Annotated in this window: 21 protein-coding genes; 2 read left to right on the plus strand and 19 right to left on the minus strand. The window is 65.6% G+C overall.

Annotated elements, in window-relative coordinates; genetic code table 11:
* Positions 1–14: 14 nt before the first annotated feature.
* Both ACYVHH_RS09150 and ACYVHH_RS09155 read right to left on the minus strand, forming a co-directional pair.
* On the minus strand, positions 15–902 hold the full coding sequence (locus ACYVHH_RS09150; RefSeq protein ID WP_460564829.1) for a helix-turn-helix transcriptional regulator: 888 nt from the start codon (positions 900–902) through the stop codon (positions 15–17).
* 13 nt (positions 903–915) lie between these two features.
* Positions 916–1,890, minus strand: a complete 975-nt coding sequence (locus ACYVHH_RS09155; RefSeq protein WP_460564831.1) for an alpha/beta hydrolase — start codon at positions 1,888–1,890, stop codon at positions 916–918.
* Between the two features lie 109 nt (positions 1,891–1,999).
* On the opposite strand from ACYVHH_RS09155, the gene ACYVHH_RS09160 reads away from it, so the two are divergent.
* The gene (locus ACYVHH_RS09160) at positions 2,000–3,148 is read left to right on the plus strand and encodes an iron-containing alcohol dehydrogenase (RefSeq protein WP_460564832.1); all 1,149 of its coding nucleotides are present in this window, start codon (positions 2,000–2,002) and stop codon (positions 3,146–3,148) included.
* A 246-nt stretch (positions 3,149–3,394) separates the two neighbouring features.
* A complete protein-coding gene (locus tag ACYVHH_RS09165) occupies positions 3,395–5,533 on the plus strand; it encodes a putative bifunctional diguanylate cyclase/phosphodiesterase (protein ID WP_460564833.1) in 2,139 nt (712 codons plus the stop codon).
* A 2-nt stretch (positions 5,534–5,535) separates the two neighbouring features.
* Here ACYVHH_RS09165 and ACYVHH_RS09170 read toward each other — a convergent pair whose 3' ends face one another.
* The 17 genes from ACYVHH_RS09170 to ACYVHH_RS09250 form a co-directional block, all read right to left on the minus strand.
* Entirely contained in the window at positions 5,536–6,606 is a 1,071-nt protein-coding gene (locus tag ACYVHH_RS09170; RefSeq protein WP_460564834.1) for a patatin-like phospholipase family protein, read from the minus strand.
* A gap of 5 nt (positions 6,607–6,611) precedes the next feature.
* Positions 6,612–7,421, minus strand: a complete 810-nt coding sequence (locus ACYVHH_RS09175; protein ID WP_460564835.1) for an HDOD domain-containing protein — start codon at positions 7,419–7,421, stop codon at positions 6,612–6,614.
* 18 nt (positions 7,422–7,439) lie between these two features.
* A complete protein-coding gene (locus ACYVHH_RS09180; RefSeq protein ID WP_460564836.1) occupies positions 7,440–8,267 on the minus strand; it encodes an HDOD domain-containing protein in 828 nt (275 codons plus the stop codon).
* Positions 8,268–8,359: 92 nt separating this feature from the next.
* Complete coding sequence (locus ACYVHH_RS09185; RefSeq protein ID WP_460564837.1) at positions 8,360–10,747, minus strand: Tex family protein; 2,388 nt, start codon at positions 10,745–10,747, stop codon at positions 8,360–8,362.
* A 119-nt stretch (positions 10,748–10,866) separates the two neighbouring features.
* Entirely contained in the window at positions 10,867–11,259 is a 393-nt protein-coding gene (locus ACYVHH_RS09190) for a RidA family protein (protein ID WP_460564838.1), read from the minus strand.
* 1 nt (position 11,260) lies between these two features.
* Positions 11,261–11,695, minus strand: a complete 435-nt coding sequence (locus ACYVHH_RS09195) for an acyl-CoA thioesterase (protein ID WP_460564839.1) — start codon at positions 11,693–11,695, stop codon at positions 11,261–11,263.
* Positions 11,692–13,308: an AMP-binding protein gene (locus tag ACYVHH_RS09200; protein ID WP_460564840.1), complete on the minus strand. Its 1,617-nt coding sequence runs from the start codon at positions 13,306–13,308 to the stop codon at positions 11,692–11,694. Before ACYVHH_RS09200 ends, ACYVHH_RS09195 begins: the two co-directional genes overlap by 4 nt.
* A 39-nt stretch (positions 13,309–13,347) precedes the next feature.
* On the minus strand, positions 13,348–14,520 hold the full coding sequence (locus ACYVHH_RS09205; RefSeq protein ID WP_460564841.1) for an acyl-CoA dehydrogenase family protein: 1,173 nt from the start codon (positions 14,518–14,520) through the stop codon (positions 13,348–13,350).
* 1 nt (position 14,521) lies between these two features.
* A complete protein-coding gene (locus tag ACYVHH_RS09210; RefSeq protein WP_460564842.1) occupies positions 14,522–15,376 on the minus strand; it encodes an enoyl-CoA hydratase family protein in 855 nt (284 codons plus the stop codon).
* A gap of 22 nt (positions 15,377–15,398) precedes the next feature.
* Positions 15,399–16,163, minus strand: coding sequence for an SDR family NAD(P)-dependent oxidoreductase (locus ACYVHH_RS09215; protein WP_460564843.1), 765 nt, complete (start codon positions 16,161–16,163; stop codon positions 15,399–15,401).
* Positions 16,160–18,499, minus strand: a complete 2,340-nt coding sequence (locus tag ACYVHH_RS09220) for a bifunctional salicylyl-CoA 5-hydroxylase/oxidoreductase (protein ID WP_460564844.1) — start codon at positions 18,497–18,499, stop codon at positions 16,160–16,162. The genes ACYVHH_RS09215 and ACYVHH_RS09220 overlap by 4 nt, the downstream gene beginning before the upstream one ends.
* Before the next feature lie 695 nt (positions 18,500–19,194).
* Positions 19,195–20,100, minus strand: a complete 906-nt coding sequence (locus ACYVHH_RS09225; RefSeq protein WP_460564845.1) for an SDR family oxidoreductase — start codon at positions 20,098–20,100, stop codon at positions 19,195–19,197.
* A gap of 27 nt (positions 20,101–20,127) precedes the next feature.
* Positions 20,128–21,144 carry an NADP-dependent oxidoreductase gene (locus ACYVHH_RS09230; protein ID WP_460564846.1) on the minus strand — a complete coding sequence of 339 codons (1,017 nt, stop codon included), beginning with the start codon at positions 21,142–21,144 and terminating at the stop codon, positions 20,128–20,130.
* Positions 21,145–21,182: 38 nt separating this feature from the next.
* Positions 21,183–21,611, minus strand: a complete 429-nt coding sequence (locus tag ACYVHH_RS09235) for a PaaI family thioesterase (protein WP_460564847.1) — start codon at positions 21,609–21,611, stop codon at positions 21,183–21,185.
* Positions 21,612–21,637: 26 nt separating this feature from the next.
* Positions 21,638–22,429, minus strand: a complete 792-nt coding sequence (locus ACYVHH_RS09240) for an SDR family oxidoreductase (protein WP_460564848.1) — start codon at positions 22,427–22,429, stop codon at positions 21,638–21,640.
* A gap of 19 nt (positions 22,430–22,448) precedes the next feature.
* Positions 22,449–24,302, minus strand: a complete 1,854-nt coding sequence (locus tag ACYVHH_RS09245) for an acyl-CoA dehydrogenase (RefSeq protein ID WP_460564849.1) — start codon at positions 24,300–24,302, stop codon at positions 22,449–22,451.
* Between the two features lie 13 nt (positions 24,303–24,315).
* Positions 24,316–25,491 (minus strand): acetyl-CoA C-acyltransferase, encoded by a 1,176-nt coding sequence (locus tag ACYVHH_RS09250; protein ID WP_460564850.1) that lies wholly within the window; start codon positions 25,489–25,491, stop codon positions 24,316–24,318.
* Between the last annotated feature and the right edge of the window lie 15 nt (positions 25,492–25,506).

Consider the following 25,506-nt stretch of genomic DNA (forward strand, 5'->3'; position numbering starts at 1 on the left):
GCTTTCCCGGCGCTTCAGGCCGCTGGGGGCTCGGTACCGTCGGGCTGCACCAGCAGGCCAAGAAGCTCCCGCTGGCTGCCAATGCCCAGCTTGCGGTAAACGCGCTTGAGGTAGGTGCGCGCACTGGACAGTTCCAGACCCAGCCGCTGTGCCAGAGCTTCCGTCATCAGGCCTGCCAGCAAGGCGCGCAACACGTCCAGATCCCGTTTGGTCAGGGCCGGGTGGCGCCGGTGCAGGCGGGCCAGCAGCCATTCCGCCAGGTCGGCATCGAACAGATGCCCTGCGTAGTGCAGGCGCACCGCGTGCATGACCAGCGGTGCCAGGGCTTCCATCGTGCGCAGGGCGGCATCGTCGAGCGGGCCGTGTTCTTCGCCCCGGTAAAAATTCACCGACAGCCAGCGCCAGCCGTCGTACAGCGCCAGAATGGCCAGCCGCTCGGCCACACGCGGCCATTCGTAACAGATCTCGCGGTACTCCGGGTGGGTAATGTCCTGCGGGCGCTGCCGGTGCAGCAGGATGTGAGGGTGCGCGGCACTCGCGCGGCGGGCCTGGGCCAGTTCGGCCTCCATGACGAGGCGGCTGCCGTCCAAGCGGTGAAAGCGCGTGACGTAGTCCTGCGCAATGCTGGGCAGACGTGCGGTGCGGGAGCGATCGCCCACGGCCACCACGCGCGGCGGGGACTGCCCCTCATACGAGAAGATGGTGCACTGAGCCATGGGCACGTGCGTGCCAACGATGCGCAACAGGTCCTCGGCAACCGCGTGTCGGCCGGACAAGCCCAGTTTTTCCAGCAGGGCTGTGACCTGTTCCAGCGGAAGCTGCACCCGTGCAGCGGCGGGGGCGGCGGCTGGCAGATGCCAGTAATCGACGCTCCCAGGTGGCCCTTCGGTGTTCGCTGTCATCGCGTGCTGGCCTTCAACGGCCTGCAAACGCCTGCCGCAAGGCTCGGGCGGCGTCCTGGTGGGCTTGCAGCGCTTCGGGGATGGCGCGTCCCATCTTGATGAATTCGTGCGTCACGCCACGGTAGATCTCAATGTCCACCGGCACGCCCGCCATGCGCAGGCGGTCCGCGAACAGCACCCCCTCGTCCACCAGCGGGTCGCACTCGGCCAGGCCCATCCAGACCGGGGAAACACCTTCCAGTTCGGGGGCGTTCAAGGGCGAGAAACGCCAGTCGTCGCGATCTGCCGGGCTGTTGAGGTACTGACTGAAGAACCACGTGATGCTGGGCTCCTCCAGCACGAAGCCGTGTGCGAAAGTGCGGTGCGATGGTGTGTCCTGGTGCGCGGCGCAACCCGGGTAGAACAGCATTTGCAGGCGCAGAGGCAGCCCGGCGTCGCGCGCCTGCAGGGCTGAAACGATGGCCAACGTGCCCCCTGCGCTGTCACCACCGACGGCCATGCGCTGTGGGTCCAGCCCGAGGGACGTTGCATGGGCATACAGCCATTGCAGGCTGTCCCATGCGTCGTTCACCGCCGTGGGGAACTTGTGCTGGGGCGCCAGCCGGTAGTCCACCGACACCACGGCGCAGTGGGCCAAGTGCGCCAGATGGCGGCACAGGCTGGCGTGCGTGGCCACGCTGCCCACGGTAAAGCCGCCGCCATGCAGATACAGCAGCACGGGCCAGCCGCCCGGCTCGGCGTCTGACGGGCGGGGCACCACCAGTTCCGCATGCAGCTGGGCGCCATCTCGGGTCGGAATGTTCAGTGCCTCGACGCGCGCCATCTTGTGGTGCGGTATGTCGAGCACACCCGAACCGGCTTCGTAGAACGCCCTGGCCTGCTCGGGTGACAGGCAATGCATGGGTGGACGGCCAGCGCGAGCCATGCGGTCGATGACGCCGCGCATCTGCGTCGTCAGCAGCGCGCGGGGGTTCACGTGTGAATTCATGCCCGCATTGTCGCCAATCGGTGCTGTCACCTGCGCACGCGGGCTGGCGGTCTGCACCTCTTATAGTTTGCGAGCACGTTGCACCCACAACACCACAGGAGACAAACACGTGTCGCAGATTCTTTACGTCACCAATATCCAGATCGACTTCGGCGCCATCGCCCTACTGCGCGGCGAGTGCGAGCGCACGGGCATGAGCAAGCCCCTCATCGTGACCGACGCGGGTGTCAAGGCCGCTGGTCTGCTGGAGCGGGCCACAACTGCATTGACCCAGGGCGGCAACACACTGCCGCACGCTGTGTTCGACCAGACACCGTCCAACCCGACCGAGGCCGCCGTGCGCGCCGCAGCAGCCATCTACCACGCCCAGGGCTGCGACGGCCTGATTGCGCTGGGTGGCGGAAGCAGCATCGACTGCGCCAAGGGCGTGGCCATTGCCGTGGCGCACGAAGGGCCGCTCAAGACCTACGCCACCATCGAAGGCGGCTCGCCCCGCATCACCGACAGCGTGCCGCCACTGATCGCCGTTCCCACCACCGCAGGCACAGGCAGCGAGGTGGCGCGTGGCGCCATCATCATCGTGGACGATGGGCGCAAGCTGGGCTTCCACAGCTGGCACCTGGTGCCCAAGACCGCATTGCTCGACCCCGAACTCACGCTGGGCCTGCCGCCCATGCTGACCGCTGCCACCGGGATGGACGCCATTGCCCACTGCATGGAAACCTTCATGGCCGCAGCCTTCAACCCACCGGCCGATGGTATTGCGCTGGACGGCCTGGAGCGCGGCTGGGCGCACATCGAGCGCGCCACCCGCAACGGGCAGGACCGCGAAGCCCGCCTGCACATGATGAGCGCGAGCATGCAGGGTGCCATGGCTTTCCAAAAAGGACTGGGCTGCGTGCATTCCCTCAGCCACAGCCTGGGCGGCGTCAACCCGCGCCTGCACCACGGCACGCTCAACGCCATGTTCCTGCCTGCGGTGGTGGCCTTCAACGCAGAAGCAGAAACCGTGCGCCGCGACCGCAGGCTGGAGCGCATGGCGCATGCCATGGGGCTGGGCAGCGCCTCCGATATCGGCCTTGCCATACGCGACATGAACGCCCGGCTGGGGCTGCCCTCGGGTCTGGCTGAAATGGGTGTGACCCGTGCCCAATTCGATCAGGTCATCACCGGCGCTCTGGCGGATCATTGTCACAAAACCAACCCCCGGCTGGCTTCTGTCGACGATTACCGCGTGATGCTTGATACATCAATGTGAGTCTTGCCCGAACGCGCCAAGTGGCGCGCGGCAACACGTGCATACTGTTGGGCAGTTCGGCATATCCGCTTATCATATTTACACTTGCCGGGTGGTGTTGCCGAAAAGCGATCAGTTCATTGCGGTTTTTTCTCCGCACAACTCATTGATGCTCATTCAGGAGGTTTTTGGGGATGCCCGTATTCAGTTTCTTGAGTCCTCAACCTGCTCGGTAACGCGGTCACCCAGGCCAGTCCGATTGCACCCATGTCCGCTCAAGCAGCTGCTTCCCCGTTCATGTCCGATGCCGTCACTGGCGCGTTCATCATCGCGCTGGCCGTCCTGTCGGCCTATGTCAGCGTGGACAGCGCGAAGCGTGCCGGGACACGCGCGCTGGCCCATACGGCAGCCTGGTCTCTGGCGGCCGCGCTGGCACTGGCCACAGGTGCCTGGGCCATGCATGTGATCGGCATGGTCCCCCTGGAGCGGGAGTTCGCCTTGGGGTACAGGCCGGTCGTCTTGGTCGGCGCATGGCTGTCTGGCGTGGCCGTGGGCATGCTGGGCTGGTTCCTGGCTTGCGCCGGCGCTGCAGGCGTAGCCAGGCTGGCTCTGGGTGCCTGGTTGCTTGCATCGGGCATCTTGCTGGTGCAGGTGTCGTCGCAGTTTGCCTTGGGCCTCAAACCGGGGCCGGCGCTGAGCTGGGACGGGATGCTTCTGGCGATGGCAGGGACGCTGCTGGCCTGCGGTCTGGCATTGGCGGCAATGCGGTCGGGGCGCGAAGAACGGTCTTGGTCATGGCTGCACCAGCCGCTGGCCGTCTTGTGGCTGGCACTCGCGTTGTGGTGGAGCCAGTCGCAGGTCGGGGCAGCTATGGCGTTGCCTTTGCAGCACGGCTCCGTACAGGCAAATCTGCTCTCCGTCCGTTCTCTGAGCCTGCTGGCCAGTCTGGGTACCCCGATCCTGCTGTTCATGACATGGGTCATCGCAGCCACCGAAGCGCGCATGCAGGCCTCGCTGAGGCGAGCAGAAGGATCGCTTGAACGCCAGTCCCATACCGACCACCTCACCGGTCTGCCCAACCGCCTCTTTGTGGAAGAGCGGCTGGCCGCCTCGGCCAGGCGAGCCGATCAAGACAAGGAACGCCGCGCGCTGCTGTTCATTGACCTAGATGGTTTCAAGCCGATCAATGAATCGTTTGGACACCGGTTTGGCGACTTGCTTCTGCAGGAGGCCGCACGGCGCATTCGCGAAGAAGCGGGTTCCGAGTCAGTGGTGGCGCGGTGGGCTGCCGACGAGTTCCTTGTTCTGCTGGAACAAGACCTGGACAAAGAAGCTGTCGCTGCTCGCGCCAGGACTCTGTTGGACCGGCTGAAGAAGCCGTTTTCACTTGAGGGACGCGATGTGCCTGTGGCGGCATCGATTGGTGTAGCCATCTACCCGGTGGATGGAACACAGTCCACCCTCATCACCCACGCGGATGCCGCCGCCCATGCGGCCAAGTCTGCCGGTGGCGACACGTATTGCTTCTTTGAGCCGCAGATGATGCGCGACGCCAGGGAGCAGATGGAACTCCTGCACGATCTTCGCCACGCGCTGTCACGTGGGCAGCTGGAGCTTTATTACCAGCCGAAGGTGCATGCCCCCAGCGGGCAGATCACCGGTGCAGAAGCCCTGCTGCGCTGGAACCACCCGGTGCGCGGCCTCATCAGCCCGGCAGTCTTCATTCCGATCGCCGAGCGCTTCGGCCTCATAGGCACCATTGGCAACTGGGTGATAGAGGAAGCTTGCCGCCAGATCCGCCAGTGGCGCGATGGCGGTCTGCGCATGCGCGTTGCAGTCAACCTTTCCGTCCATCAGTTGCGGCAAAGCGACCTGAGTGAACGCATTGCGGCAGCACTCAGCCAGCAGGACATCAACCCCAAGCTGCTGACCTGCGAGATCACCGAGTCCGTGGCAATGGAGGACACCGAAAGCACCAAGGCTTTCTTCCGCAAGCTAGCGGCTGCTGGGGTGCACATCTCCATCGACGATTTCGGCTCCGGCTATTCAAGCCTGTCCTACCTGCGGCAGTTGCCCGCCGAAGAACTCAAGATCGACCGCTGCTTCGTTGTTGACCTGGAAACCAGCAGCGACGCCCGCGCGGTGGTTGACGCCGTGGTGAAACTGGGTCTGGCGCTGGGCCTGAAGGTGGTGGCCGAGGGGGTGGAGACCGAGGGGCAGTACCAGATCCTCAGGCAGCTGGGTTGCGACGAGTTGCAGGGCTTCCTTTTTGCCAAGCCCATGGCTGCCAGGATGCTCTTCCTGTGGGCAATGATGGACAGCGGGCCGACGAACCTGGATTTCCGCCCGTCATTATTCGGCGACACGCTGATCCCGCCGCTTGACGAGAACCCTCTGGCGCCCTGACTTCACAGGGGCTGAACCTGTGTGGGGTCGGGCCTTTGCAGCCAATGGGCCCACTCTTGCGCCAGCTGCTCGCTGGCCGCAACAGCCTGTCCCCAGGCTTTCATCCGCGCCTGGAGGTCGCTGCCGTAACGCACGAAATCGGTCCTGTCCGGCAGCTTTCCGTTTGGCAGGGAACGCACCCATTCGGGGTTGGGGGCCAGAACGATGGTCCTGTCCAGGAAGGCCGTGGACCGGTGCCGCCACTTCAGCCCCTTGTCGAGCCAGCCGGGAACCACCTGCCGCTGGAAATGGGGGTAAAGCACCAGGCCCTGGCTGGGGGCGTAGCGCAAGTGCAGGTGGTAGTCGGTGATGCCGCCATCCCAGTAGGCCCCTGGCGGTGCACCGGGTATGTGGCGCACAGCCTGCAACACGAAGGGTATCGAGCAGCTTGCCTGCAAGGCGGCCATGAAGTTTTGCGGGGTCAGCGGAAGCTGCCGGGTCCGGTAGTCGTCCGTGCCGAACGGGAGGTCTGAGCCAGGCGTGGAAAAGACCACCCGCTCCAGCCACGCGCCCATGGCCCGGCGGCTGACGACGTTGCTCAGGAAGGCGCCCGCGTAACCCAGCGGCGTTCGCCAAGGTGCTTCTCTGGCCAGCACATGCCTTCCCCGGGACGTCACCACGTGCAACCGGAACCGGGGGTGGTTGAGCACCTCCTCGATCCGCCCTCCGTAGAAGGCTTCGAGGCTGCGTCCGAAGGTTTCACTGACCTGCCCGGCTGGCGGGCGTTTTTTTCCGGGCGGAACATCGTAGTGCTGGGCGATGTAGTCGCGGGTGAGGCGCTGGAAACCCGCCACCGGGTCAGCCAGGCACGCCGTGGCCATGCGCCACGCGCCAATGGAAGCGCCGACCAGATGCACGGGATGCTCGGAGCCTGCGAGCCAGTCACCGAACAGAAAACGGTCCAGCGGGCCCAGGATGAGGCCCTTGGGGCCACCTGCAGCACCGGGGATGACACCCACGTCGGCAGGTTGCAAGCCATCACGGCGAAGATGACGCAGGGCCTCGGGGCCTGCGTAAATGCACAAGGCTTTCATGCGACTCAAAGGGCCGGGAGGTCCCTCAGTGGCGCAATGCCCGGCATGACGAGCACGTCCGGGTCCAGCTCAAGCAGCAGCCCCACGGCGTCGGGGTAGGTGTGGATGAGGACGTCCGGCTCGTCCCCCTGCAGGAAGAGCTGCGCACGCCAGACCGCCAGATGGAGCACCGCAGCCAAGGGCGCGACGTCGCCTTCCAGCGGACGGTTCTGCGCGCCAATGGCATGTGACATGGCTTTGGGCAAGCGCCAGCGCCTGGCCAGTTCCGCCCCAACTTCGGCGTGCGAGTAGCCAAAGTTCGTGTACTGAAGCTCGGCGCGTGCCACGGAAAACATCGGGCACAGCGCGTCGAACGCGGCCATGTGCTCTGGCATCCCGGCGTGCATCACCAGTTCACCCATGCCATGCAACAGGCCTGTCGTGAAGGCGATGTTTTCGTCCAGGTGGGTGCTGACGCAGATGTGCCTGGCCACCTGGGCGGCCGCCAGGCTGTACTGCCAGAACCTCTCAAGGGGCACGCCGCTGACCGCATGGAAGCTCTGGTTCAGGGCGGCACTGATGACCAGCGCACGGATCTTGTTGAGACCGATGACCGCGACGGCATCGCGCACAGTGGCCACCGGCCTCATCAGGCGAAAGAAGGAGGAGTTGGCCTGCCGCAGTACCTGCGCAGACAGCACGGGGTCTTTCTGTATTTCCCCGGCAATGCCTTCCAGGTCGATGTCCTCGTCCTCGAAGGTTTGGATCAGGCGGGCCGCCACCTCCGGTACGACCGGAAAGGCTTGGGGTTGTTTCAGCAGATCTTCCAGCTGCATTCGTTGTGCTTGCCCAGGTCAGCCAAGGAAGGCCGAAAGCTCACCGGCAGACGTCCAGTCGCTCGGATCTTTGTCCAGCACCATGTCTAGGTCGAGCCCCAGCAGCATGGCAACGACGTCGGGGAAGGTGGATTTCATGCCCTCGCGGTCAAGGTTCACCTCCTGCGCCCTGGCGCGCCAGGACGCCATGTGCACCACGCCGGCCATGGGTTCGTAGATGTCGCCTTCGAAGGGAACCAGCTGGTGCTGGAGCGCGGTGACGATGGCTTCGGGGAAGTCCCACTTCTTGGCGAATGCCGCACTCACATCGGCGTAGGTGTAGCCGAAGGCAGCTTGTTCGGCGGCGGCGCGGTTCATGGCCAGCGGGGCCACGCTCCAGTCCACCTTGGCAATTTCATCGGGCATGCCGATGTGCATGACCAGATCGCCCACGGCGTGCACAAGCCCTGCGGTGAACGCTGCGCCGTCGTTCATCTTCATGCTCTTGGCCAGGGTGCGGCAGATCTTGGCGGTGTTGAGGCTGTAGCCCCAGAACTGCTCCAGGTTGACGCCGGGCACTTCCTTGAAGCTGCTGCTGACGGCCACCGCCGTGACGAGCGTGCGCACGTGGTTGAAGCCCAGAATGCTGACCGCGTCCGGCACGCTGGCGATTTCGCGCGTGAGGCCGAAGAAGGCGGAATTCGCCAGCTTGAGCATGCGCGCCGTGAGGCCCGGATCGGTGGCCACGGCCTCGGCGATCTTGCGAGGATTGGGATCGTCGCTGTTGAGTTCCTCCAGCACCTCGGACACCACTCGCGGAATGCTGGGCAGGGCCTTGGCTTTGGCGAGCAGTGCTTCGAGTTCCATGGTGGGCAGAAGGACGGTTGGGGGCGCCTGAGCGGCGGGATTTTCGAGTATAGACGAGGCCCCGGGAGTGGTGAGGCCCCGCCTGCGAACGCTCAGCGCTTGAGGCCCTGCAGCTTGGCGAAGGCCGACGCCATGGCCGACGACGGCGCGGGCTCATTAGAACGGTAGCCGCCCCGCCCTGTCTGGTTCTGGCGGCCAGCCGGTTCAAAGCGGTTGCCACTGCTCTCGCGCCGTTCACCGCGTGCGCCCGTGGGGGCATCGAGCTTCATGGTCAGGCCGATGCGCTTGCGCGCCACGTCCACTTCCACCACCTTGACCTTCACGATGTCACCCGTCTTGACGACCTCGCGGGCATCGTTCACGAACTTGTGCGAAAGCTGGCTGACGTGGACCAGGCCGTCCTGGTGAACGCCGAGGTCCACGAAAGCGCCGAACTGGGCCACGTTGCTCACGGTGCCTTCCAGCACCATGCCCTCCTTCAAGTCGGTGATGTCTTCCACCCCCTCGTTGAAGCGCGCCACCTGGAAGTCTGGGCGCGGGTCGCGGCCGGGCTTTTCCAGTTCGCCCAGGATGTCCTTGACGGTGATGACGCCGAATTGTTCGTTGGCGAAGAGTTCGGGCTTGAGGCTTTTGAGCACGTCCACGCGGCCCATCAGGTCGGCCACGGGCTTGCCGGTCTTCTCGATGATCTTTTCCACCACCGGGTAGGTCTCGGGGTGCACGCCAGTCATGTCCAGCGGGTTGTCACCGCCCCGGATGCGCAGGAAGCCCGCGCTCTGCTCGAACGTCTTGGCGCCCAGGCCGGTGACCTTGAGCAAGTCCTGGCGGCTCTTGAAGGCCCCGTTCGACTCGCGCCAGCGCACCACGGCCTTGGCCACGCTGCCCGACAGGCCCGACACACGCGACAGCAGCGGAGCGCTGGCGGTGTTGAGGTCCACACCCACGCCGTTCACGCAATCCTCCACCACGGCGTCCAGCGCACGGGCCAGCTCGCTCTGGTTCACGTCGTGCTGGTACTGCCCCACGCCGATGCTCTTGGGTTCGATCTTCACCAGTTCGGCCAACGGGTCTTGCAGGCGGCGGGCAATGCTGGCCGCGCCGCGCAGGCTCACGTCCACGTCGGGCATTTCCTGGCTGGCGTATTCGCTAGCGGAGTAGACGGAAGCGCCAGCCTCGCTGACCACCACCTTCTGCGGTTGCACACCCCGATCGGCCAGGCGCTTGATCAGGTCAGCGGCGAGCTTGTCGGTTTCGCGGCTGGCGGTACCGTTGCCGATGGCGATGAGCTGCACGCCATGCTTGAGGCAGAGCGCGCCCAGCGTGGCGATGGAGCCTTCCCAGTCGCGGCGGGGTTCGTGCGGATAGACGGTGGCGGTGTCCACGAGTTTGCCGGTCTGGTCCACCACGGCCACCTTCACGCCGGTGCGTATGCCCGGGTCCAGGCCCATCACGGCCTTGGCGCCGGCGGGCGCGGCCAGCAACAGGTCGCGCAGGTTGTCGGCAAACACCTTGATCGCGACTTTTTCAGCCTCTTCGCGCAGGCGGGCGAACAGATCACGCTCGGTGGACAGGCTGAGCTTGACGCGCCACGTCCAGCCCACGCATTTGCGGATGAGGTCGTCCGCCGGGCGGCCCTGGTGGCTCCAGCCCAGGTGGCGGGCGATGCGGCCTTCGGCCAACGAGGGTACGGCGGAGGGCTTGGCACCGGCTTTGGCGCTTTCAGGCAATTCCGGCTCGGGCACCACCAGCTTGGCGTCCAGGATTTCGAGCGCTCGGCCACGGAACACGGCCAGGGCGCGGTGCGAAGGCACGCGGCCAATGGGTTCGTCGTAGTCGAAGTAATCGCGGAACTTGGCCACGTCGGGGTCGTTCTCGTTCTTGCCATCGAGCTTCTTGCTCTGCAGCAGGCCTTCCTGCCACAGCCATTCGCGCAGGGCCTGAACGAGTGCGGCATCCTCGGCCCAGCGTTCGCTCAGGATGTCGCGCACCCCATCCAGCACGGCGGCCACGGTGGTGAAGTCGCTGCCATCCTCGCCTTTTTCGGCCTTCACGTAGGCCTGAGCCTCGTCGGCAGGCACGCGTGTGGGGTCGGCAAACAGCAGGTCGGCCAAGGGCTCGATGCCGTTTTCTCGGGCGATCTGGCCCTTGGTGCGGCGCTTGGGTTTGTAGGGCAGGTACAGATCTTCCAGTTCCTGCTTGGTGGGTGCGGCTTCGATGGCGGCACGCAATTCCGGGGTCAACTTGCCTTGCTCTTCAATGCTCTTGAGCACGGCGGCACGGCGGTCTTCCAGCTCGCGCAGATAGGCCAGGCGGCTTTCCAGTTCGCGCAGCTGGATGTCGTCCAGCCCTTCGGTAGCTTCTTTACGGTAACGGGCGATGAAGGGGACGGTGGCGCCCCCGTCGAGCAGATCGACCGCGGCCTGGACCTGCTGGGGTTTGACTCGGAGTTCTTGCGCGATTTGCGCGACGATTTTTTGCATGCTGAAAAACTACCGCGCTCCCTGGCGCGTCCATCGGTACGAAACAAGGTGTGGGAGTTTGCCATCAAATGGCGCGCCCCCTCGCCTTGCCCGGTAACCGCCGGACTTTTGGGTACCAGTCAATCCGGTACAACCGCCGTGACTTCAATCTCCACCTTGGCGCGGTCTTCGATCAGGGCAGAGACCTCCACCGCCGTCATGGCGGCGTTGTAGCAGCCAATGAGTTCCTTGAACGCCTTGCCGATCTCAGGGTAGGCGTTGACGTATTCCTGTTTGTCGGTGACGTACCAGGTCATGCGCACGATGTGCTCGGGGCGGGCGCCGCCTTCCTTGAGCACGTCCACCACGTTCTGCAGGGCCTGGCGCACCTGGACGCCCATGTCGTCGCTGTGGAAGCGCCCGTCGGCGTCCCAGCCGATCATGCCGGCCACAAACACCATGCGGCCGCGGGCGGTGACGCCGTTGGCATAACCTTTGGGGCGCGGCCAACCGGGGGGCAACAAGACTTGCATGTCAATTCTCCTGAGTGAAATGGGGGTGGCGCGACTCGATGGCGTGGCGCACGTCAGCGGGAATGGGTATGGCGCGGTGCGTGTCCAGGCTGGTGAAGACCAGCACCTGGCGTGCGCTCAAGCGCACCTCGCTGCCCGCCAGGCAGGCGAAGCGCAAGGTCATGGAACTGCCGCCCAGGCGTTCAATGCGCAGGCACAGCCGCACCTCGTCTCCCGGGCGGCTGATGGCGGTGAAGTCGCACTCCAACCGCACGGTGGGCGTGCCCACGCGGCGCGGGCCCAGCAGTTCGGCGTAGTTGACACCCAGGCCGTCGGTGAACCAGTCTTCCAGCAGGCCGTTGAGCATGACGAGGTACTGCGGGAAATAGACGATGCCTGCCGGGTCACACTGGCCGAAGCGGATGCGCAGCGGGCGCTCGAAGTGCCAGTCGTTCACTGGACGGCCTCCGCACTGAGCTTGAAGCGCTGCAGCTTGCCCGTCTGGGTGCGCGGCAGCTTGTCGGTGAAGACGATGGCGCGCGGGTATTTGTAGGGCGCCACGGTCTGCTTGACGAAGTCCTGCAGCGTCTTGACCATCGCCTCGCCCTCTTCCTGCCCCGGACGCAGCACCACGAAGGCCTTGACGATCTGGCCGCGCTCGGCGTCGGGGGCGCCAATCACGGCGCACTCGGCCACAGCGGGGTGCAGCATCAGCGCCTCTTCCACCTCGGGCGCTGCAATGTTGTAGCCGGCAGAGATGATCATGTCGTCGGTGCGGGCCTGGTAGAAGAAGTAGCCATCGGCATCCATCAGGTAGGCGTCGCCGGTCACGTTCCAGCCGTTCTTCACGTAGTTCTTCTGGCGCTCGTCTGCCAGGTAGCGGCAGCCGGTGGGGCCCTGCACGGCGAGTTTGCCGATGGTGCCGGGTGGCACTTCCTTGCCGTCGTCGTCGATCACCTTGGCGCGGTAGCCCGGTACGGGCTTGCCTGTGGCACCTGGGCGGGCATGTGCTTCGTCGTGGGAGATGAAGATGTGCAGCAACTCGGTGGCGCCAATGCCATCGATCAGCTCGATGCCCGTGGCCTCTTTCCACAGTGCGCGGGTGGACGCGGGCAAGGCCTCGCCCGCCGACACGCATTTGCGCAGCGGTGTGCGGCGCAGCTCCACCCCACGAGCCGCGAGCGTGCGGTACGAGGTGGGCGCGGTGAACAACACGGTGGCGCCGAATTCCTTGATGCCGTCGAGCAGCTGTGGCGGGCTGGCTTTGTCCAGCAACACGGTGGACGCACCGATGGACATGGGGAACAGCACCAGGCCGCCGAGCCCGAAGGTGAAAGCCAGCGGCGGGCTGCCGATGAACACGTCATCGGGCGTGGCACGCAGCACGTGTGGCGGCCAGCAGCGGCAAATGGCCATCACGTCGCGGTGGAAGTGCATGGTGGCCTTGGGCACGCCGGTGGTGCCGGAGGTGAAGCCGAAGATGCAGGTGTCGTCGCTGGCGGTGGCCACGTTGTCGAAGTGGGGGGAGGCGCGCTCCATGGCCGCTTCCAGGCTGTCGGGGCCCGCGTAGTTGAAGTGGCGCATCTGGCGCAGCAGCGGCGTGTCCAGCGCGGTCAGGCGCAGTTCTTCGGCCAAGGCAGCGTCGCACAGTGCGTGGGTGACCTGGCCAATCTCCACAATGGCTTTCAGTTCCTTGGCGCGCAGCAGCGGCATGGTGGCCACGGCGATGGCCCCCACCTTCATGACGGCGAACCAGCAAGCCACCAGCATGGGGTTGTTGGGCGCGCGCAGCAGCACGCGGTTGCCCGGTACCACGCCCATGTCGCTTACCAGCACGTTGGCAATGCGGTTGGCCTTGTCCTGCAGGTCGGCGTAGGTCCACGTGAGGCCGGGCGCGCGAATGCAGACGCGGTCGCCCCGGCCCTCGGCCACGTGGCGGTCGAGCAGTTCGGTGGCGCAGTTGAGCTGTTCGGGGAAGCGCAGCTCCGGCAGCTCGAAGATGTATTCGGGCTGCAGGTGCGGCGGCGGCAGGTGGTCGCGGGCAAAGGTGTCGATGTGCGCGGTGGGCATGTTGTTTCCTCTGTGTCTTGTGGCTGTGCGTTGTTGCCCTTAGCCGCGCGTGCCCGCTTCTTTCAGCAGCTCGCGGGCAATGATGAGCTGCTGCACCTCGGTGGCGCCTTCGTAGATGCGCAGGGCGCGTATCTCGCGGTACAGGCGTTCCACCGGCACCTCGCTCACCACGCCCAGCCCGCCCCAGATCTGCACGGCCGCGTCAATGACCTGCTGGGCGTTCTCGGTGGCGGTCATCTTGGCCATGGCGGCTTCGCGGGTGACGTTGCGGCCCTGGTCACGCTGCCAGGCGGCGCGGTAGGTAAGCAGCGCGGCGCTGTCGATGGCGGTGGCCATCTGCGCGAGCTTGGCCTGGGTGAGCTGGAAGTCGGCCAGCACGCCGTTGAACATCTTGCGGGTGGTGGCGCGGTGCAGCGCTTCGTCCAGCGCGCGGCGGGCAAAACCCAGCGACGCGGCAGCTACAGAGGTGCGGAACACGTCCAGCGTGCGCATGGCCACCTTGAAGCCTTCGCCCTGTGCGCCCACACGCTGGCTGGCGGGAATGCGGCACTGCGTGAAGCGCAGACGGGCCAGCGGGTGGGGGGCGATCACATCGATGCGTTCGGCGATCTCGAAGCCAGGTGTGCCTGCATCCACAATGAACGCTGAGATGCCCCTGGCCCCAGGCGCCTCGCCCGTGCGGGCGAAGACCACGTAGAAGTCGGCAATGCCGCCGTTGGATATCCAGGTTTTTTCGCCGTCGAGGATGTAGTCGTCGCCATCGGCCCGGGCGGCGCAGGCCATGGCGGCCACGTCGGACCCGGCATTGGGCTCGGACAGCGCGAAGGCGGCAATGGCTTCACCGCTGGCAACGCGAGGCAGGTAGGCCTGCCGCTGTTCGGGCGTGCCGTGCAGGGAGATGGCGCCGGAGCCCAGCCCCTGCATGGCGAAGGCGAAGTCGGCCAGGCCGCTGTGGCGGGCCAGGGTTTCGCGGATCAGGCAGATGGCGCGGGTGTCTATGGCGTCGTTGGTGCCCCCTACGTCGCGCCCGCCCACGGCGTGGCGCAACCAGCCTGCCGCGCCCAGCGAACGCACTAGGGCCTTGCATTCGGCGTCAACATCGGGGCCATGGTCGTGGGGAATGTGCTGGGTGGCCCAGGTGTCCAACGCCTGTGCCAGTTCGGCGTGGCGCGGCTCGAAGAAGGGCCATTGGAGATAGGTGGTGTCTGCCATGTCAGTTCCCCTGAAACACCGGTTTCTGCTTGGCCACAAACGCGTGGTACGCCCGCGAGAAGTCTTCCGTCAGCATGCAAATCGCCTGGGCCTGGGCTTCCGCCTCGATGGCCTGCTCGATCGTCATGGCCCATTCCTGGTGCAGCATGGTCTTCGTGATGCCGTTGGCAAAGCTCGGCCCTTGCGTCAGTTCGGCTGCCAGCTTTTGCGCTTCAGCCAACAATTCTTCAGGCGCGCACAGGCGGTTAAAGAAGCCCCAACGCTCGCCCTCTTCCCCGCCCAGGCTGCGGCCGGTGTACAGCAGTTCGCTCGCCCGGCCCTGGCCGATGATGCGTGGCAGGATGGCGCAGGCCCCCATGTCACAGCCCGCCAGACCCACGCGGTTGAACAGGAAGGCCGTCTTGCTGCGTGCCGTGCCCAGCCGCATGTCGGACGCCATCGCGACGATCGCCCCCGCCCCGGCACACACGCCGTCCACGGCAGCGATGATGGGCTGCGGGCACGCGCGCATGGTCTTGACCAGTTCACCCGTCATGCGCGTGAACATCAGCAACTCGGGGGCCTTCAGCGCAATCAGCGGGCCGATGATTTCGTGCACATCGCCCCCCGAGCAGAAGTTGCCGCCCGCGCCAGTGACCACGACGGTTTTCACGTCGTCGGCCCACTTGAGCTGGTGGAACAGGTCGCGCAGTTCGGCATAGCTGTCAAAGGTGAGCGGGTTCTTGCGGTCCGGGCGGTTGAGCGTGATGGTGGCCGTGCCGTTGTTCACCTCCCACAGGAAGTGGGTGGCCTGATAAGCGGCCATGGGACGGCGGTTGCCAGCCAGCAGTGCCGGGTCGATCTGTGTGAGGTTCATGTCTGCTCCTTGTTTGTTCTGTTCACATCACCTCGCCGCCCGACACCGAGATGGACTGCCCGGTGACGGCCGCCGCGCCTTCGCCGCACAGCCAGGCAATGGCGTCGGCCACCTGTTCAGGCTGCACCAGGCGCCCTTGCGGGTTGGATTTGACGAACTCGGCCAGCGCCTGCTCGTGCGTGCGGCCGGTCTTGGCCACCACGCGTTCAATGCTTTCCCGCACGATGTCGGTTTCGGTGTAACCGGGGCACACGGCGTTGACGGTGATGCCCTTGGCCGCCAGTTCCAGCGCCAGAGAGCGGGTGAGTCCCACCACGCCGTGCTTGGCTGCACAGTACGCCGACACGTAGGCGTAACCCACCTGCCCTGCCGTGCTGGCCACGTTGACCACACGCCCCCAGCCTGCGGCCAGCATGTCGGGCAACACAGCTTGTGTGCACACCATGGTGCCGGTCAGGTTCACGTCCAGCATCTGCCGCCACAGCGCCATGTCCATCTTGTGGAAAGGTGCGCTCAGCGCCTGCCCGGCGTTGTTCACCAGCACCTGCACGGGCCCGAACCTCTCGCGCGCACTGGCCACCGCTTGAGCCACCTGGGCGGGGTCGGCTACATCGGCGGCCACTGCGTGCAGGTGGGCTGGGCCCGTGTCCACCACGGCCTGCAGCACCGGCAGGCGCCTGCCCAGCAGCGTCACGTTCATGCCGAGCGCGCGCAGGGCACGCACGGCGGCTACGCCAATGCCTTGTCCGCCACCCGTCACCAGGGCGTGGCGTATGACCGCACTCATTTGGCCCCCGCGCCTTGCGCTGCCATGGCTTTCTCGCGGGCGAAGTTGGCTTCCATCTGCGCCTTGGCCGAGCGGTACTGCTTGGGCCAGTTGACCATTCCGTAGCCGATCTTGGCGGCTTCGGTCAGCGTCCAGGCCGGGTTGGCCAGGTGCGGGCGGGCCACAGCACACAGGTCGGCACGGCCGGCTGCCAGGATGGAGTTGGCGTGGTCCGCCTCGCTGATGGCGCCCACCGCGATGGTGGGAATGCCCGCTTCCTGCCGCACGCGGTCGGCGAACGGCGTCTGGAACATGCGGCCATAAACCGGCTTTTCCTTCTTGCTCACCTGGCCGGAGGAACAGTCGATCATGTCCGCGCCCGCCGCCTTGAAGGCCTTGGCAATGTCCACCGCGTCGTCAGGCGTGATGCCGCCTTCGACCCAGTCGTGTGCGGAGATACGTACCGACATCGGCTTGTCAGCGGGCCACACGGCGCGCACGGCGGCAAACACTTCCAACGGATAGCGCAGGCGGTTGGTCAGGCTGCCACCGTATTCGTCGCTGCGGTGGTTGGTGAGCGGTGAAATGAAGCTTGACAGCAGGTAGCCGTGCGCGCAGTGCAACTCCAGCCAGTCGGCACCCGCTTCTGCGGCGGCCCGGGCGGACGCCACGAACTGGGCCTTGACCTCGTCCATGTCAGCACGGGTCATCTCACGGGAGACTTGGCTAACACCTTCCAGGTACTGCTGGGGCGACGCGGACATGATCGGCCAGTTGCCGCTTTCCAGCGGCTGATCGATCCCCTCCCAAGCCACGCGGGTTGACGCCTTGGCCCCGGCGTGGCCGATCTGGATGGCGAACTTGGCATCGGTGTTGGCGTGAATCCAGTCGGCGATGCGCTTGAAACCAGCGGTGTGCTCGGGTTTGTAGAGGCCGGGGCAGCCGGGGGTGATGCGGCCTTCGGGGCTGACGCAGGTCATCTCGGCAAACACCAGACCGGCGCCGCCCATGGCACGTGCGCCCAGGTGCACCAGGTGGTAGTCGGCCACCAGCCCATCCACGGCGGAATACTGCGCCATGGGCGAAACGACGATGCGGTTCTTCAATGTGACGCCACGCACGCTGTAGGGCGTGAACATGGGCGGCGGAACCGGCGCCCCGGCGGGCACGCTGACATCGGCCTTCTGCGCGAACCAGCGCTCATAGCCTTCCAGCCAGTTCTTGTCGCGCAGGCGCAGGTTTTCGTGGCTGATGCGCTGGCTGCGCGTGAGCATGGAGTACATGAACTGCTCGGGCTCCAGCTGGTCGCAATAGCGCTTGCCGCACACCTCGAACCACTCCATGGCGTTCCAGGCGGCGTTCTGCAGGCGCAGCGTCTCCACCCGGCGCAGCTCCTGGTAGGTGGCCAGTACTTCGGGAATCTTGTCGGGGCTGTCGCCCAGGCGCTGAAACTGGCGGGTGAGTTCGATGGCGTCCTCGATGGCCAGCTTGGTGCCCGAGCCGATGGCGAAGTGGGCCGTGTGCACCGCGTCACCCATCAGCACCACGTGGCTGCCGTTGGCGTTGCGCAGCCACCATTGTTCGCACACCACGCGCTGGAAGTTGAGCCAGGCCGAGCCGCGCAGGTGGCGGGCGTTGGTCATCAGCTTGTGGCCTTGGAGCGTGCCCTTGAACAGGTTTTCGCAGAAGGCGATGGACTGGTCTTGGTCGGCCTTGTCCAGCCCGTGGGCCAGCCACACGTGCTCGGGGCATTCCACGATGAAGGTGGTGGTGTTGGCGTCGAACTTGTAGATGTGGGCCTGAAACCAGCCGTGTTCGGTACGCTGGAAGTCGAAGGTGAAGGCGTCGTACAGGCGGTTGGTGCCCAGCCAGATGTAGCGGTTGGGGCGGGTGACGATGTCGGGTTTGAAGACATCGGCGTAACGGCTGCGGATGCGGGAGTTGATGCCGTCGCTGGCGATGATGAGGTCGGCGTCGGCATAGTCGAGGTCGGACTCGGCTTCGGTTTCGAACACCAGCTTGACGCCAAGGTTTTCGCAGCGGGCCTGCAGGATGTTGAGCAGCTTCTTGCGCCCGATGCCCACAAAGCCGTGGCCACCCGAGCGGATGGTCTGGCCCTTGAACAGCAGCTCGATGTCGTCCCAGTGGTTGAAGGCTTCCTGGATTTCGTCGGCGGTCTCGCGGTCCCACTGACGCATGTTGTCCATGGTGGCGTCAGAGAACACCACGCCCCAGCCGAAGGTGTCGTAGGGGCGGTTGCGCTCGACCACGGTCACGTCGTGCCCGGGGTCCAGCTTTTTCATCAGAAGGCCGAAATACAGGCCGGCAGGGCCGCCGCCGATGCAGACGATTTTCATGGGGTCTCCTTGTATGGGACGTGCTAAGGCTGTTTACGCTTCACTGATGAATAGTTTAGGTTTAAACATTATTTGCGGAGCGAGGGGAAACCCTAGGGTTTTGGGGTGTTTGCTCTTTAGATACCTCTCGGGCTACGACAGGCCTGGCTCTGCGGGGGCTCATACTGTGGCGGTCGGCGCCTTGGCGCCGACTCCGCTGCGTCCACCTGTCTGGGGCCGGTGCGGTGGAACTCACTGAGCGCTTGCAGCGCTCCGTTCGAACAGCCACCGCAAGTCAGTTGACGAAGCGCGCCAAAGGCGCGCCCAGCCCCAGGCCGCCAGACACAGCCACCCCGGAAAATCGCCCCCACAGGGCCAGGCCTGCCGCAGCCAACAAGAGCGCTGGAATGCCACCGGTGGTGCTCCAAAAATGCTTCTGCCAAGGCGTGTGCGCCTAGGGGCTGGCGCGCCTTACGAGGTGCCGAGAAGCGCAGATGCCGTGGCTGCGCGCTTTAGCGCGCTTCGTAACTGACTTGCGGCAGATGTCCGACCGGAGCGTTTCGCTAGAAACGTGTAGGGAGTTTCTGCCGCGTAGCCACGGCATCGAGCATCGCAGGGGAGCCGGTGCGCAGCACCGGCCACCTCGTCGAAGCGCCAGCGCCTGGGCGCATACGCCTTGGCCGCCCACAAACCAGGGCAACCAACGAAGGAAAGCCTCAACCAGCCCGCAGCGCTTCCCTCAACGCCTGCCCCAGCTCGGGCCGCTCCACAAACGGATCAGGCGGGTTGTGCTGCCCCACAATCGCCTCCATCCGCGTCTGCACATTCCCCAACGCACGGGGGTGGCTGTAGATGTAGAAACGGTCATCGGCCATTGCGTCAAACACCCGCTGAGCCACTTCCGCCGCGGTCACCTTGCCGCTGCTCACCGCCTTCTCAGACATCGCTCGCCCCACCATCTGGCTGCGCGTCAGCTTCTCGTCGGTCATGTCCTGCGGGCGGTTGCGCTCGCTGTGGGCAATGCCCGTGGGTACAAAGTACGGACACAACACGCTGGCACTCACTTGGTCGCTCACCAGCCGCAGGTCCTGGTACAGCGTCTCGGTCAACGCCACCACCGCGTGCTTGCTCACGTTGTAAATGCCCATGTTCGGCGCTGTCAACAGGCCCGCCATGCTCGCGGTGTTCACAATGTGCCCCTGGTAGGCCGGGTCGGCTTCTGCTGCGGCCAGCATCATCGGCGTGAATAGCCGCACGCCGTGGATGACGCCCCACAGGTTCACCCCCAGCACCCAGTTCCAGTCGGCCAGTGTGTTTTCCCACACCAGCCCGCCCGAACCCACGCCCGCGTTGTTGAACACGAAGTGCGGTGCGCCAAAGCGTTGCTGGACGGCGCTGGCAAGGGCCTCCATTGCCTCAGCGTTGGACACGTCCACCCGTTGGGCCAGCACCTGCGCGCCTGCCTCCTCCAGCTCGCGCCGCGCGGCGTCAAGCGCGTCCTGCTGCACGTCCGCCAGCACCAGGTTCATGCCGGCGCGCGCACCTATGCGCGCCACCTCCAGCCCGAAGCCGGAGCCCGCACCCGTGATCACCGCCGTCTTGCCCTGCAAGGTCTTGAGCATGTCGTCTCCTCGGTGTGCGTTGTTCGCTCAGACCAGCTTGACCAGCTGCTTGCCAAAGTTCTTGCCCTTGAGCAGGCCCAGGAAAGCCTCAGGGGCAGACTCGATGCCTTGCGCCACCGTCTCGCGCGGGCGGAACTTGCCGCTGCCCACCAGCGTGCCCAACTCGGTCAAGGCCTCGGGCCACACCTCCATGTGCTCGCTCACAATGAAGCCTTCGATTTTCATGCGGTTGACGAGGATGAGCGCCGGGTTGAGCATGGGCAGCGGTTGCCCGTCGTAGCCAGCAATCATTCCGCACATGGCCACGCGGGCAAAGGCGTTGCAGCGCAGCAGCACGGCGTCCAGCACCATGCCGCCCACGTTCTCAAAATAGCCGTCAATGCCGTTGGGGCACGCCACCTTCAGCGCCTTGGCCAGCGACAGGTAGTCCTTGTGCTCGCGGTAGTCGATGCAGTCGTCGAAGCCCAGCTCGTTCTTTACGTAGGCGCACTTGTCTGGCCCGCCCGCAATGCCCACCACGCGGCAGCCGCGCGCCTTGGCCAGCGCGCCAAAAGCGCTGCCCACCGCACCACTGGCGGCGCTCACCACCATGGTTTCGCCTGCCTTGGGGTTGATGATCTTGACCAACCCATACCAGGCCGTGACACCCGGCATGCCCACCGCGCCCAGGTAATGGCTGATGGGCACGTGGGTGGTGTCTACCTTGCGCAGCGCGCCGGGCTGGTTGGCGTCCACCACGCTGTACTGCTGCCAGCCGCCCATGCCCACCACCTTGTCGCCAGTGGCGTACCTGGGGTGGCGGCTGTCCACAACCTCGCCGACAGTGCCGCCGATCATCACCTCGCCCAGCGGCTGGGGCTGCGCGTAGCTGCGGCTGTCGTTCATGCGGCCGCGCATGTACGGGTCCAGGCTCAGGTAATGGTGGCGCACCAGCACCTGCCCGTCCTGCAGGGCGGGCGTTTCGGTGGTGACGATCTTGAAGTTGCCTGTCGTGGCCTCGCCTTGCGGGCGGTTGTCGAGCAGAACCTGGATATTGCTGGGCATGAAAAGCTCCTGAAGATAAGACCCGCCAATTGCAGGCGTCAATCGGTTCGTATGGTGTTGAGTGCCTGGGTGGCCCGGGCCCCCACCGGCAGACGCGGCACGTACTTGAACGTGCCTGTGGCGTGGCAGCAGAGCTTGCCTGCTGCGTCGAAGATGCTGCCCTCGGTGAAAGCCATGGTGGCCGTGCGGTGCAGCAGCTTGCCGCGCGCCACCAGTGCCCCTTGCGCCGCGCGCATGAAGCTGGTCTTCATCTCGATGGTCACTGCACCCATGTCCTGTTGCACGCTGCGCGCGGCGTGGGCCATCACCACGTCCAGCAGGGTCATGCTCGCGCCGCCGTGCACCACGTTGAAGGAATTCAGGTGCTCGGGCGCGGGGTCGTAGTGCAGCTCGGCCTCGCCGCCTTCCCAGCGTTCGAGCCGGAAACCAAGGTGATCGACAAAAGGAATGCGTACTTGAAAATCCATTCAACCTCCGTGAAGCGGCCGCACGCTCACCCCCCGGTGACAATGCTGACGCCGCCATCCACCGCCAACCACTGGCCGGTGATGTGTTTGCCTGCATCGGAAGCGTACAGCACCGTCAGGCCCTTGAGGTCCTCGTCGTCGCCCAGGCGACCGAGCGGTGCGCCAGCGGCCAGCCGTTCCTCGCCCATGGCCTCCAGCGTGCCGCGCGTCATCTTGCTGGGGAAAAACCCGGGGCAGATGGCGTTGACGCGGATGCCGTGGGCACCCCACTCCGCCGCCAGTGCGCGCGTGAAGTTGATGACCGCGCCCTTGGAGGTGTTGTAGGCGATGGTCTTCATGCCCTTGGGGTTGCCACCCAGGCCCGCGATGGACGCCACGTTGATGATGCTGCCGCGCTGCCGCCCGATCATGCTGTGCTTGGCCAGGTACTGGCTCAGGATGAAGTAGCCCCGCACGTTGAGGTTCATCACCTTGTCCCAGGCCTCCAGCGGGTGGTCTTCGGCAGGTGCGCCCCAGGCCGCCCCCGCGTTGTTGACGAGGATGTCCACGTCGCCCATGCGCTCCAGCGTTTCGGCGCCCAGGCGGTGTATGTCGGTCTCCTGCGCACAGTCGGCGGCAATCCAGCGGGCGTCGATGCCCGCGTCCTGCAGCTCCTGCACTGCGGCCTCCAGCTCATCGGCCTTGCGGGCGCTCAGCATCACGCGGGCGCCAGCCTCGCCCAGCGCGTGAGCCATCTGCAGCCCCAGCCCGCGCGAGCCGCCGGTGACGAGGGCTGTCTTCCCTTTCAGGTCGAACAGTTGTTGGATGGTGCGAGTCATGTCTTGTCTCCGTGTGTGTTCAAAACGCCTCTTCGGGCAGCGTGGCGCAGGTCTGGTCGCGACTGGACACCACCTGCAACCAGGCACCCGTCTTGGGCAGTTCGTAATGGAAGAAGTAGCGGCAGGCGGCCAGCCGCCCAGTGCGCGCCGCGTCGTCGGGCGAACGGTGCGCCGTCAGGGCCACGTCGAGCCAGATCCACGCCAGCACCGTGTGCCCGAACGCCTGCATGTAGGGCACGGCGTTGGCCAGCGCCGCTTGAGGGTCACCCGTGGCCCATGCCGCCTGGGTGGCTGCGCCCACTTGGTTCAGGGCCTGGGCCAGTGCGCTGGCATGCGCGGCCAGTTCGGGAACCCGCTCGACAAGTTCGATGGTGGCCTGCATGTGGGCAGCCAACAGCTGCAGGCCGCGCCCGTTTTCCATCAGCACCTTGCGGCCCAGCAGGTCCATGCCCTGGATGCCGTGGGTGCCTTCGTGGATCATGTTCAGGCGGTTGTCGCGCCAGTACTGCTCCACCGGAAAGTCGCGCGTGTAGCCATAGCCGCCATGCACCTGAATGGCCAGGCTGTTGGCCTCCAGGCACCATTCGCTGGGCCAGCTCTTGGCAATGGGAGTCAGCACCTCCAGCAGCAACCGGGCCTCGTCTGCGGCCTGTGGCGCGCCAGTGTGCTGCTCGTCCACCAGCCTTGCACAGTACAGCTCCAGGGCCAGCGCACCTTCGCAGTAGGCCTTCTGGGCCAGCAGCATGCGTTTCACGTCGGCGTGTTCGATGATGCGCACCTGTGGCTGTGTCGGGTCCTTGCCACCAGCGCCCAGTGGCCGTCCCTGCGGGCGGTTGCGTGCGTAGTCCAGGCTGGCGTGGTAACCGGCCATGCCCAGCATGGTTGCGGCCATGCCCACGCCAATGCGCGCCTCATTCATCATGTGGAACATGTAGCGCAGGCCCTGCCCGGCCTCACCCACCAGGTAGCCGATGGCACCGGCCCCCCGCCCGTCCAGGCCCGTGCCCACGCCAGGCCCCCGTACCGGAAAGCGCCCCTCGCCAAAGTTCAACAGCGTGTTGGTGGTGCCCCGCCAGCCGCACTTGTGGTTCAGGCCCGCCAGTGCCACGTCGTTGCGCACGCCGGTCAGTTGGCCTTGGGTGTCCACCAGCTTCTTGGGCACGATGAACAGCGAGATCCCCTTGACCCCGGGCAGCAACTTGCCATCGGGCCCGGGAATCTTGGCCAGCACCAGATGGATGATGTTTTCGGTCAGCTCGTGCTCGCCCGCCGATATCCACATCTTGTTGCCGCGCAGCCGGTAGCGCGGCCCCAGCGGGTCGGCCTCGGCGCCGTCGCCATCGGGCACGGCACGCGTGGCCACGTCGCTCAAGGACGACCCCGCCTGCGGCTCGCTCAGGCACATGGTGCCCGAGAAGCGCCCGGCAAATTCGTTGAGCGCGAACACCTCGCGCTGCAGAGGTGTGCCATGCGCCATCAGCAGGTTGGCGTTGCCCACCGTGAGCATGCCCGCGCCAATGCTCACCGAAGCCATGGCAAAGAAGGCGTTGCCCGCCGCCTCCACCGTGTAGGGCAGCTGCATGCCGCCAATCTCGGCGTTCTGCGCGGCGCTCAGCATGCCCGAGGCCGCATAGGCATCCCAGGCGTCCTTGGTGGCCTGCGGCAAGACCACCTTCTCGCCATCGAAGTGCGGCTCCTGGGTGTCCACCAGACGGTTGAAGGGCGCGTACTTCTCGCGTGCGATGCGCTCGCACGTGTCCAGCACGGCATCAAACGTTTCGCGGCTGTGGTCGGCAAAACGCTCACGCTCGCCAAGGGTCTGCACCCCCAGCCAGTCGTACAGCAGAAAATCGACGGTGGGGCGCAGACTCATGGTCAACCTCGCGTCACAAGACCTCGAACACGCCAGCAGCACCCATGCCGCCGCCGATGCACATGGTCACGCACACGCGCTTGGCGCCACGGCGCTTGCCTTCAATCAGCGCATGGCCCGTCAGGCGCTGGCCCGAAACGCCATAGGGGTGTCCCAGGGCAATGGCGCCACCGTTGACGTTGAGCCGCTCCGCCGGAATGCCCAGCTTGTCGCGGCAGTACAGCACCTGAACCGCGAAGGCCTCATTCAGTTCCCACAGGTCGATGTCGTCCACCGTCAGGCCCAGGCGCGACAACACCTTGGGCACCGCAAACACAGGGCCAATGCCCATTTCGTCCGGCTCACAACCAGCCACGGCAAACCCCAGGAAGCGCCCCAGCGGCTGCAGGCCCTTTTTCTGCGCAACGCGTTCGTCCATCACCACGCAGGCGCCCGCACCGTCGCTGAACTGGCTGGCATTGCCCGCGCTCACCAGGCCTCCGGGCAGCGCGGGCTTGATGCCGCTGATGCCTTCCTTGGTCGTGCCTTCGCGGGTGCCTTCGTCCCTGCTCACCGTCACCTGCCTGGTGATGAGTCCCAGCGACTTGTCAGCAATGCCCGCCGTCACGGTGATGGGCGCGATCTCGGCATCGAACAGTCCAGCTGCCTGGGCCGCGCAGGCCTTCTGCTGGCTGGCCGCGCCGTATTCGTCCATGGCGTCGCGGCCAATGTTGTAGCGCTTGGCCACCTGTTCGGCGGTCTGCAGCATGCTCCAGTAGATCTCGGGCTTGGCCTTGAGCAGCGCCGGATCGGTGAGCATGTGCATGTTCATCTCCTGCTGCACGCAGGAAATGCTCTCCACACCGCCAGCGGCGTAGATCTCGCCTTCGCCCGCGATGATGCGTTGTGCGGCCAGGGCGATGGTCTGCAGACCGGACGAGCAGAAGCGGTTGACGGTAATACCCGAAACGGTGACCGGGCAGCCTGCTGCCAGTGCGATCTGGCGCGCGATGTTGGCGCCGGTGGCACCTTCAGGGTTGGCGCAACCCATGATGACGTCCTCCACCTCGGCGGCGTCAATGCCGGCGCGCTCGATGGCATGGCGCACGGCATGGCCGCCCAGCGTGGCGCCATGGGTCATGTTGAAGGAACCTTTCCAGCTCTTGGCCAGAGGGGTGCGGGCGGTGGAAACAATGACGGCGTTGGTCATGATGGATTCCTGTAG

It is taken from the genome of Hydrogenophaga aquatica, from assembly GCF_054780915.1.

Bases quoted from the DNA above. Each gene is read 5' to 3' on its own strand.
- ACYVHH_RS09165 (WP_460564833.1), top strand. From the start codon at position 3,395: ATGTCCGCTCAAGCAGCTGCTTCCCCGTTCATGTCCGATGCCGTCACT.
- ACYVHH_RS09175 (WP_460564835.1), bottom strand. From the start codon at position 7,421: ATGCAGCTGGAAGATCTGCTGAAACAACCCCAAGCCTTTCCGGTCGTA.
- ACYVHH_RS09185 (WP_460564837.1), bottom strand. From the start codon at position 10,747: ATGCAAAAAATCGTCGCGCAAATCGCGCAAGAACTCCGAGTCAAACCC.
- ACYVHH_RS09150 (WP_460564829.1), bottom strand. From the start codon at position 902: ATGACAGCGAACACCGAAGGGCCACCTGGGAGCGTCGATTACTGGCAT.
- ACYVHH_RS09220 (WP_460564844.1), bottom strand. From the start codon at position 18,499: ATGAAAATCGTCTGCATCGGCGGCGGCCCTGCCGGCCTGTATTTCGGC.
- ACYVHH_RS09200 (WP_460564840.1), bottom strand. From the start codon at position 13,308: ATGCCCACCGCGCACATCGACACCTTTGCCCGCGACCACCTGCCGCCG.
- ACYVHH_RS09245 (WP_460564849.1), bottom strand. From the start codon at position 24,302: ATGAGTCTGCGCCCCACCGTCGATTTTCTGCTGTACGACTGGCTGGGG.
- ACYVHH_RS09155 (WP_460564831.1), bottom strand. From the start codon at position 1,890: ATGAATTCACACGTGAACCCCCGCGCGCTGCTGACGACGCAGATGCGC.
- ACYVHH_RS09240 (WP_460564848.1), bottom strand. From the start codon at position 22,429: ATGACTCGCACCATCCAACAACTGTTCGACCTGAAAGGGAAGACAGCC.
- ACYVHH_RS09170 (WP_460564834.1), bottom strand. From the start codon at position 6,606: ATGAAAGCCTTGTGCATTTACGCAGGCCCCGAGGCCCTGCGTCATCTT.
- ACYVHH_RS09210 (WP_460564842.1), bottom strand. From the start codon at position 15,376: ATGAACCTCACACAGATCGACCCGGCACTGCTGGCTGGCAACCGCCGT.
- ACYVHH_RS09250 (WP_460564850.1), bottom strand. From the start codon at position 25,491: ATGACCAACGCCGTCATTGTTTCCACCGCCCGCACCCCTCTGGCCAAG.
- ACYVHH_RS09190 (WP_460564838.1), bottom strand. From the start codon at position 11,259: ATGCAAGTCTTGTTGCCCCCCGGTTGGCCGCGCCCCAAAGGTTATGCC.
- ACYVHH_RS09235 (WP_460564847.1), bottom strand. From the start codon at position 21,611: ATGGATTTTCAAGTACGCATTCCTTTTGTCGATCACCTTGGTTTCCGG.
- ACYVHH_RS09215 (WP_460564843.1), bottom strand. From the start codon at position 16,163: ATGAGTGCGGTCATACGCCACGCCCTGGTGACGGGTGGCGGACAAGGC.
- ACYVHH_RS09230 (WP_460564846.1), bottom strand. From the start codon at position 21,144: ATGCCCAGCAATATCCAGGTTCTGCTCGACAACCGCCCGCAAGGCGAG.
- ACYVHH_RS09225 (WP_460564845.1), bottom strand. From the start codon at position 20,100: ATGCTCAAGACCTTGCAGGGCAAGACGGCGGTGATCACGGGTGCGGGC.
- ACYVHH_RS09205 (WP_460564841.1), bottom strand. From the start codon at position 14,520: ATGGCAGACACCACCTATCTCCAATGGCCCTTCTTCGAGCCGCGCCAC.
- ACYVHH_RS09180 (WP_460564836.1), bottom strand. From the start codon at position 8,267: ATGGAACTCGAAGCACTGCTCGCCAAAGCCAAGGCCCTGCCCAGCATT.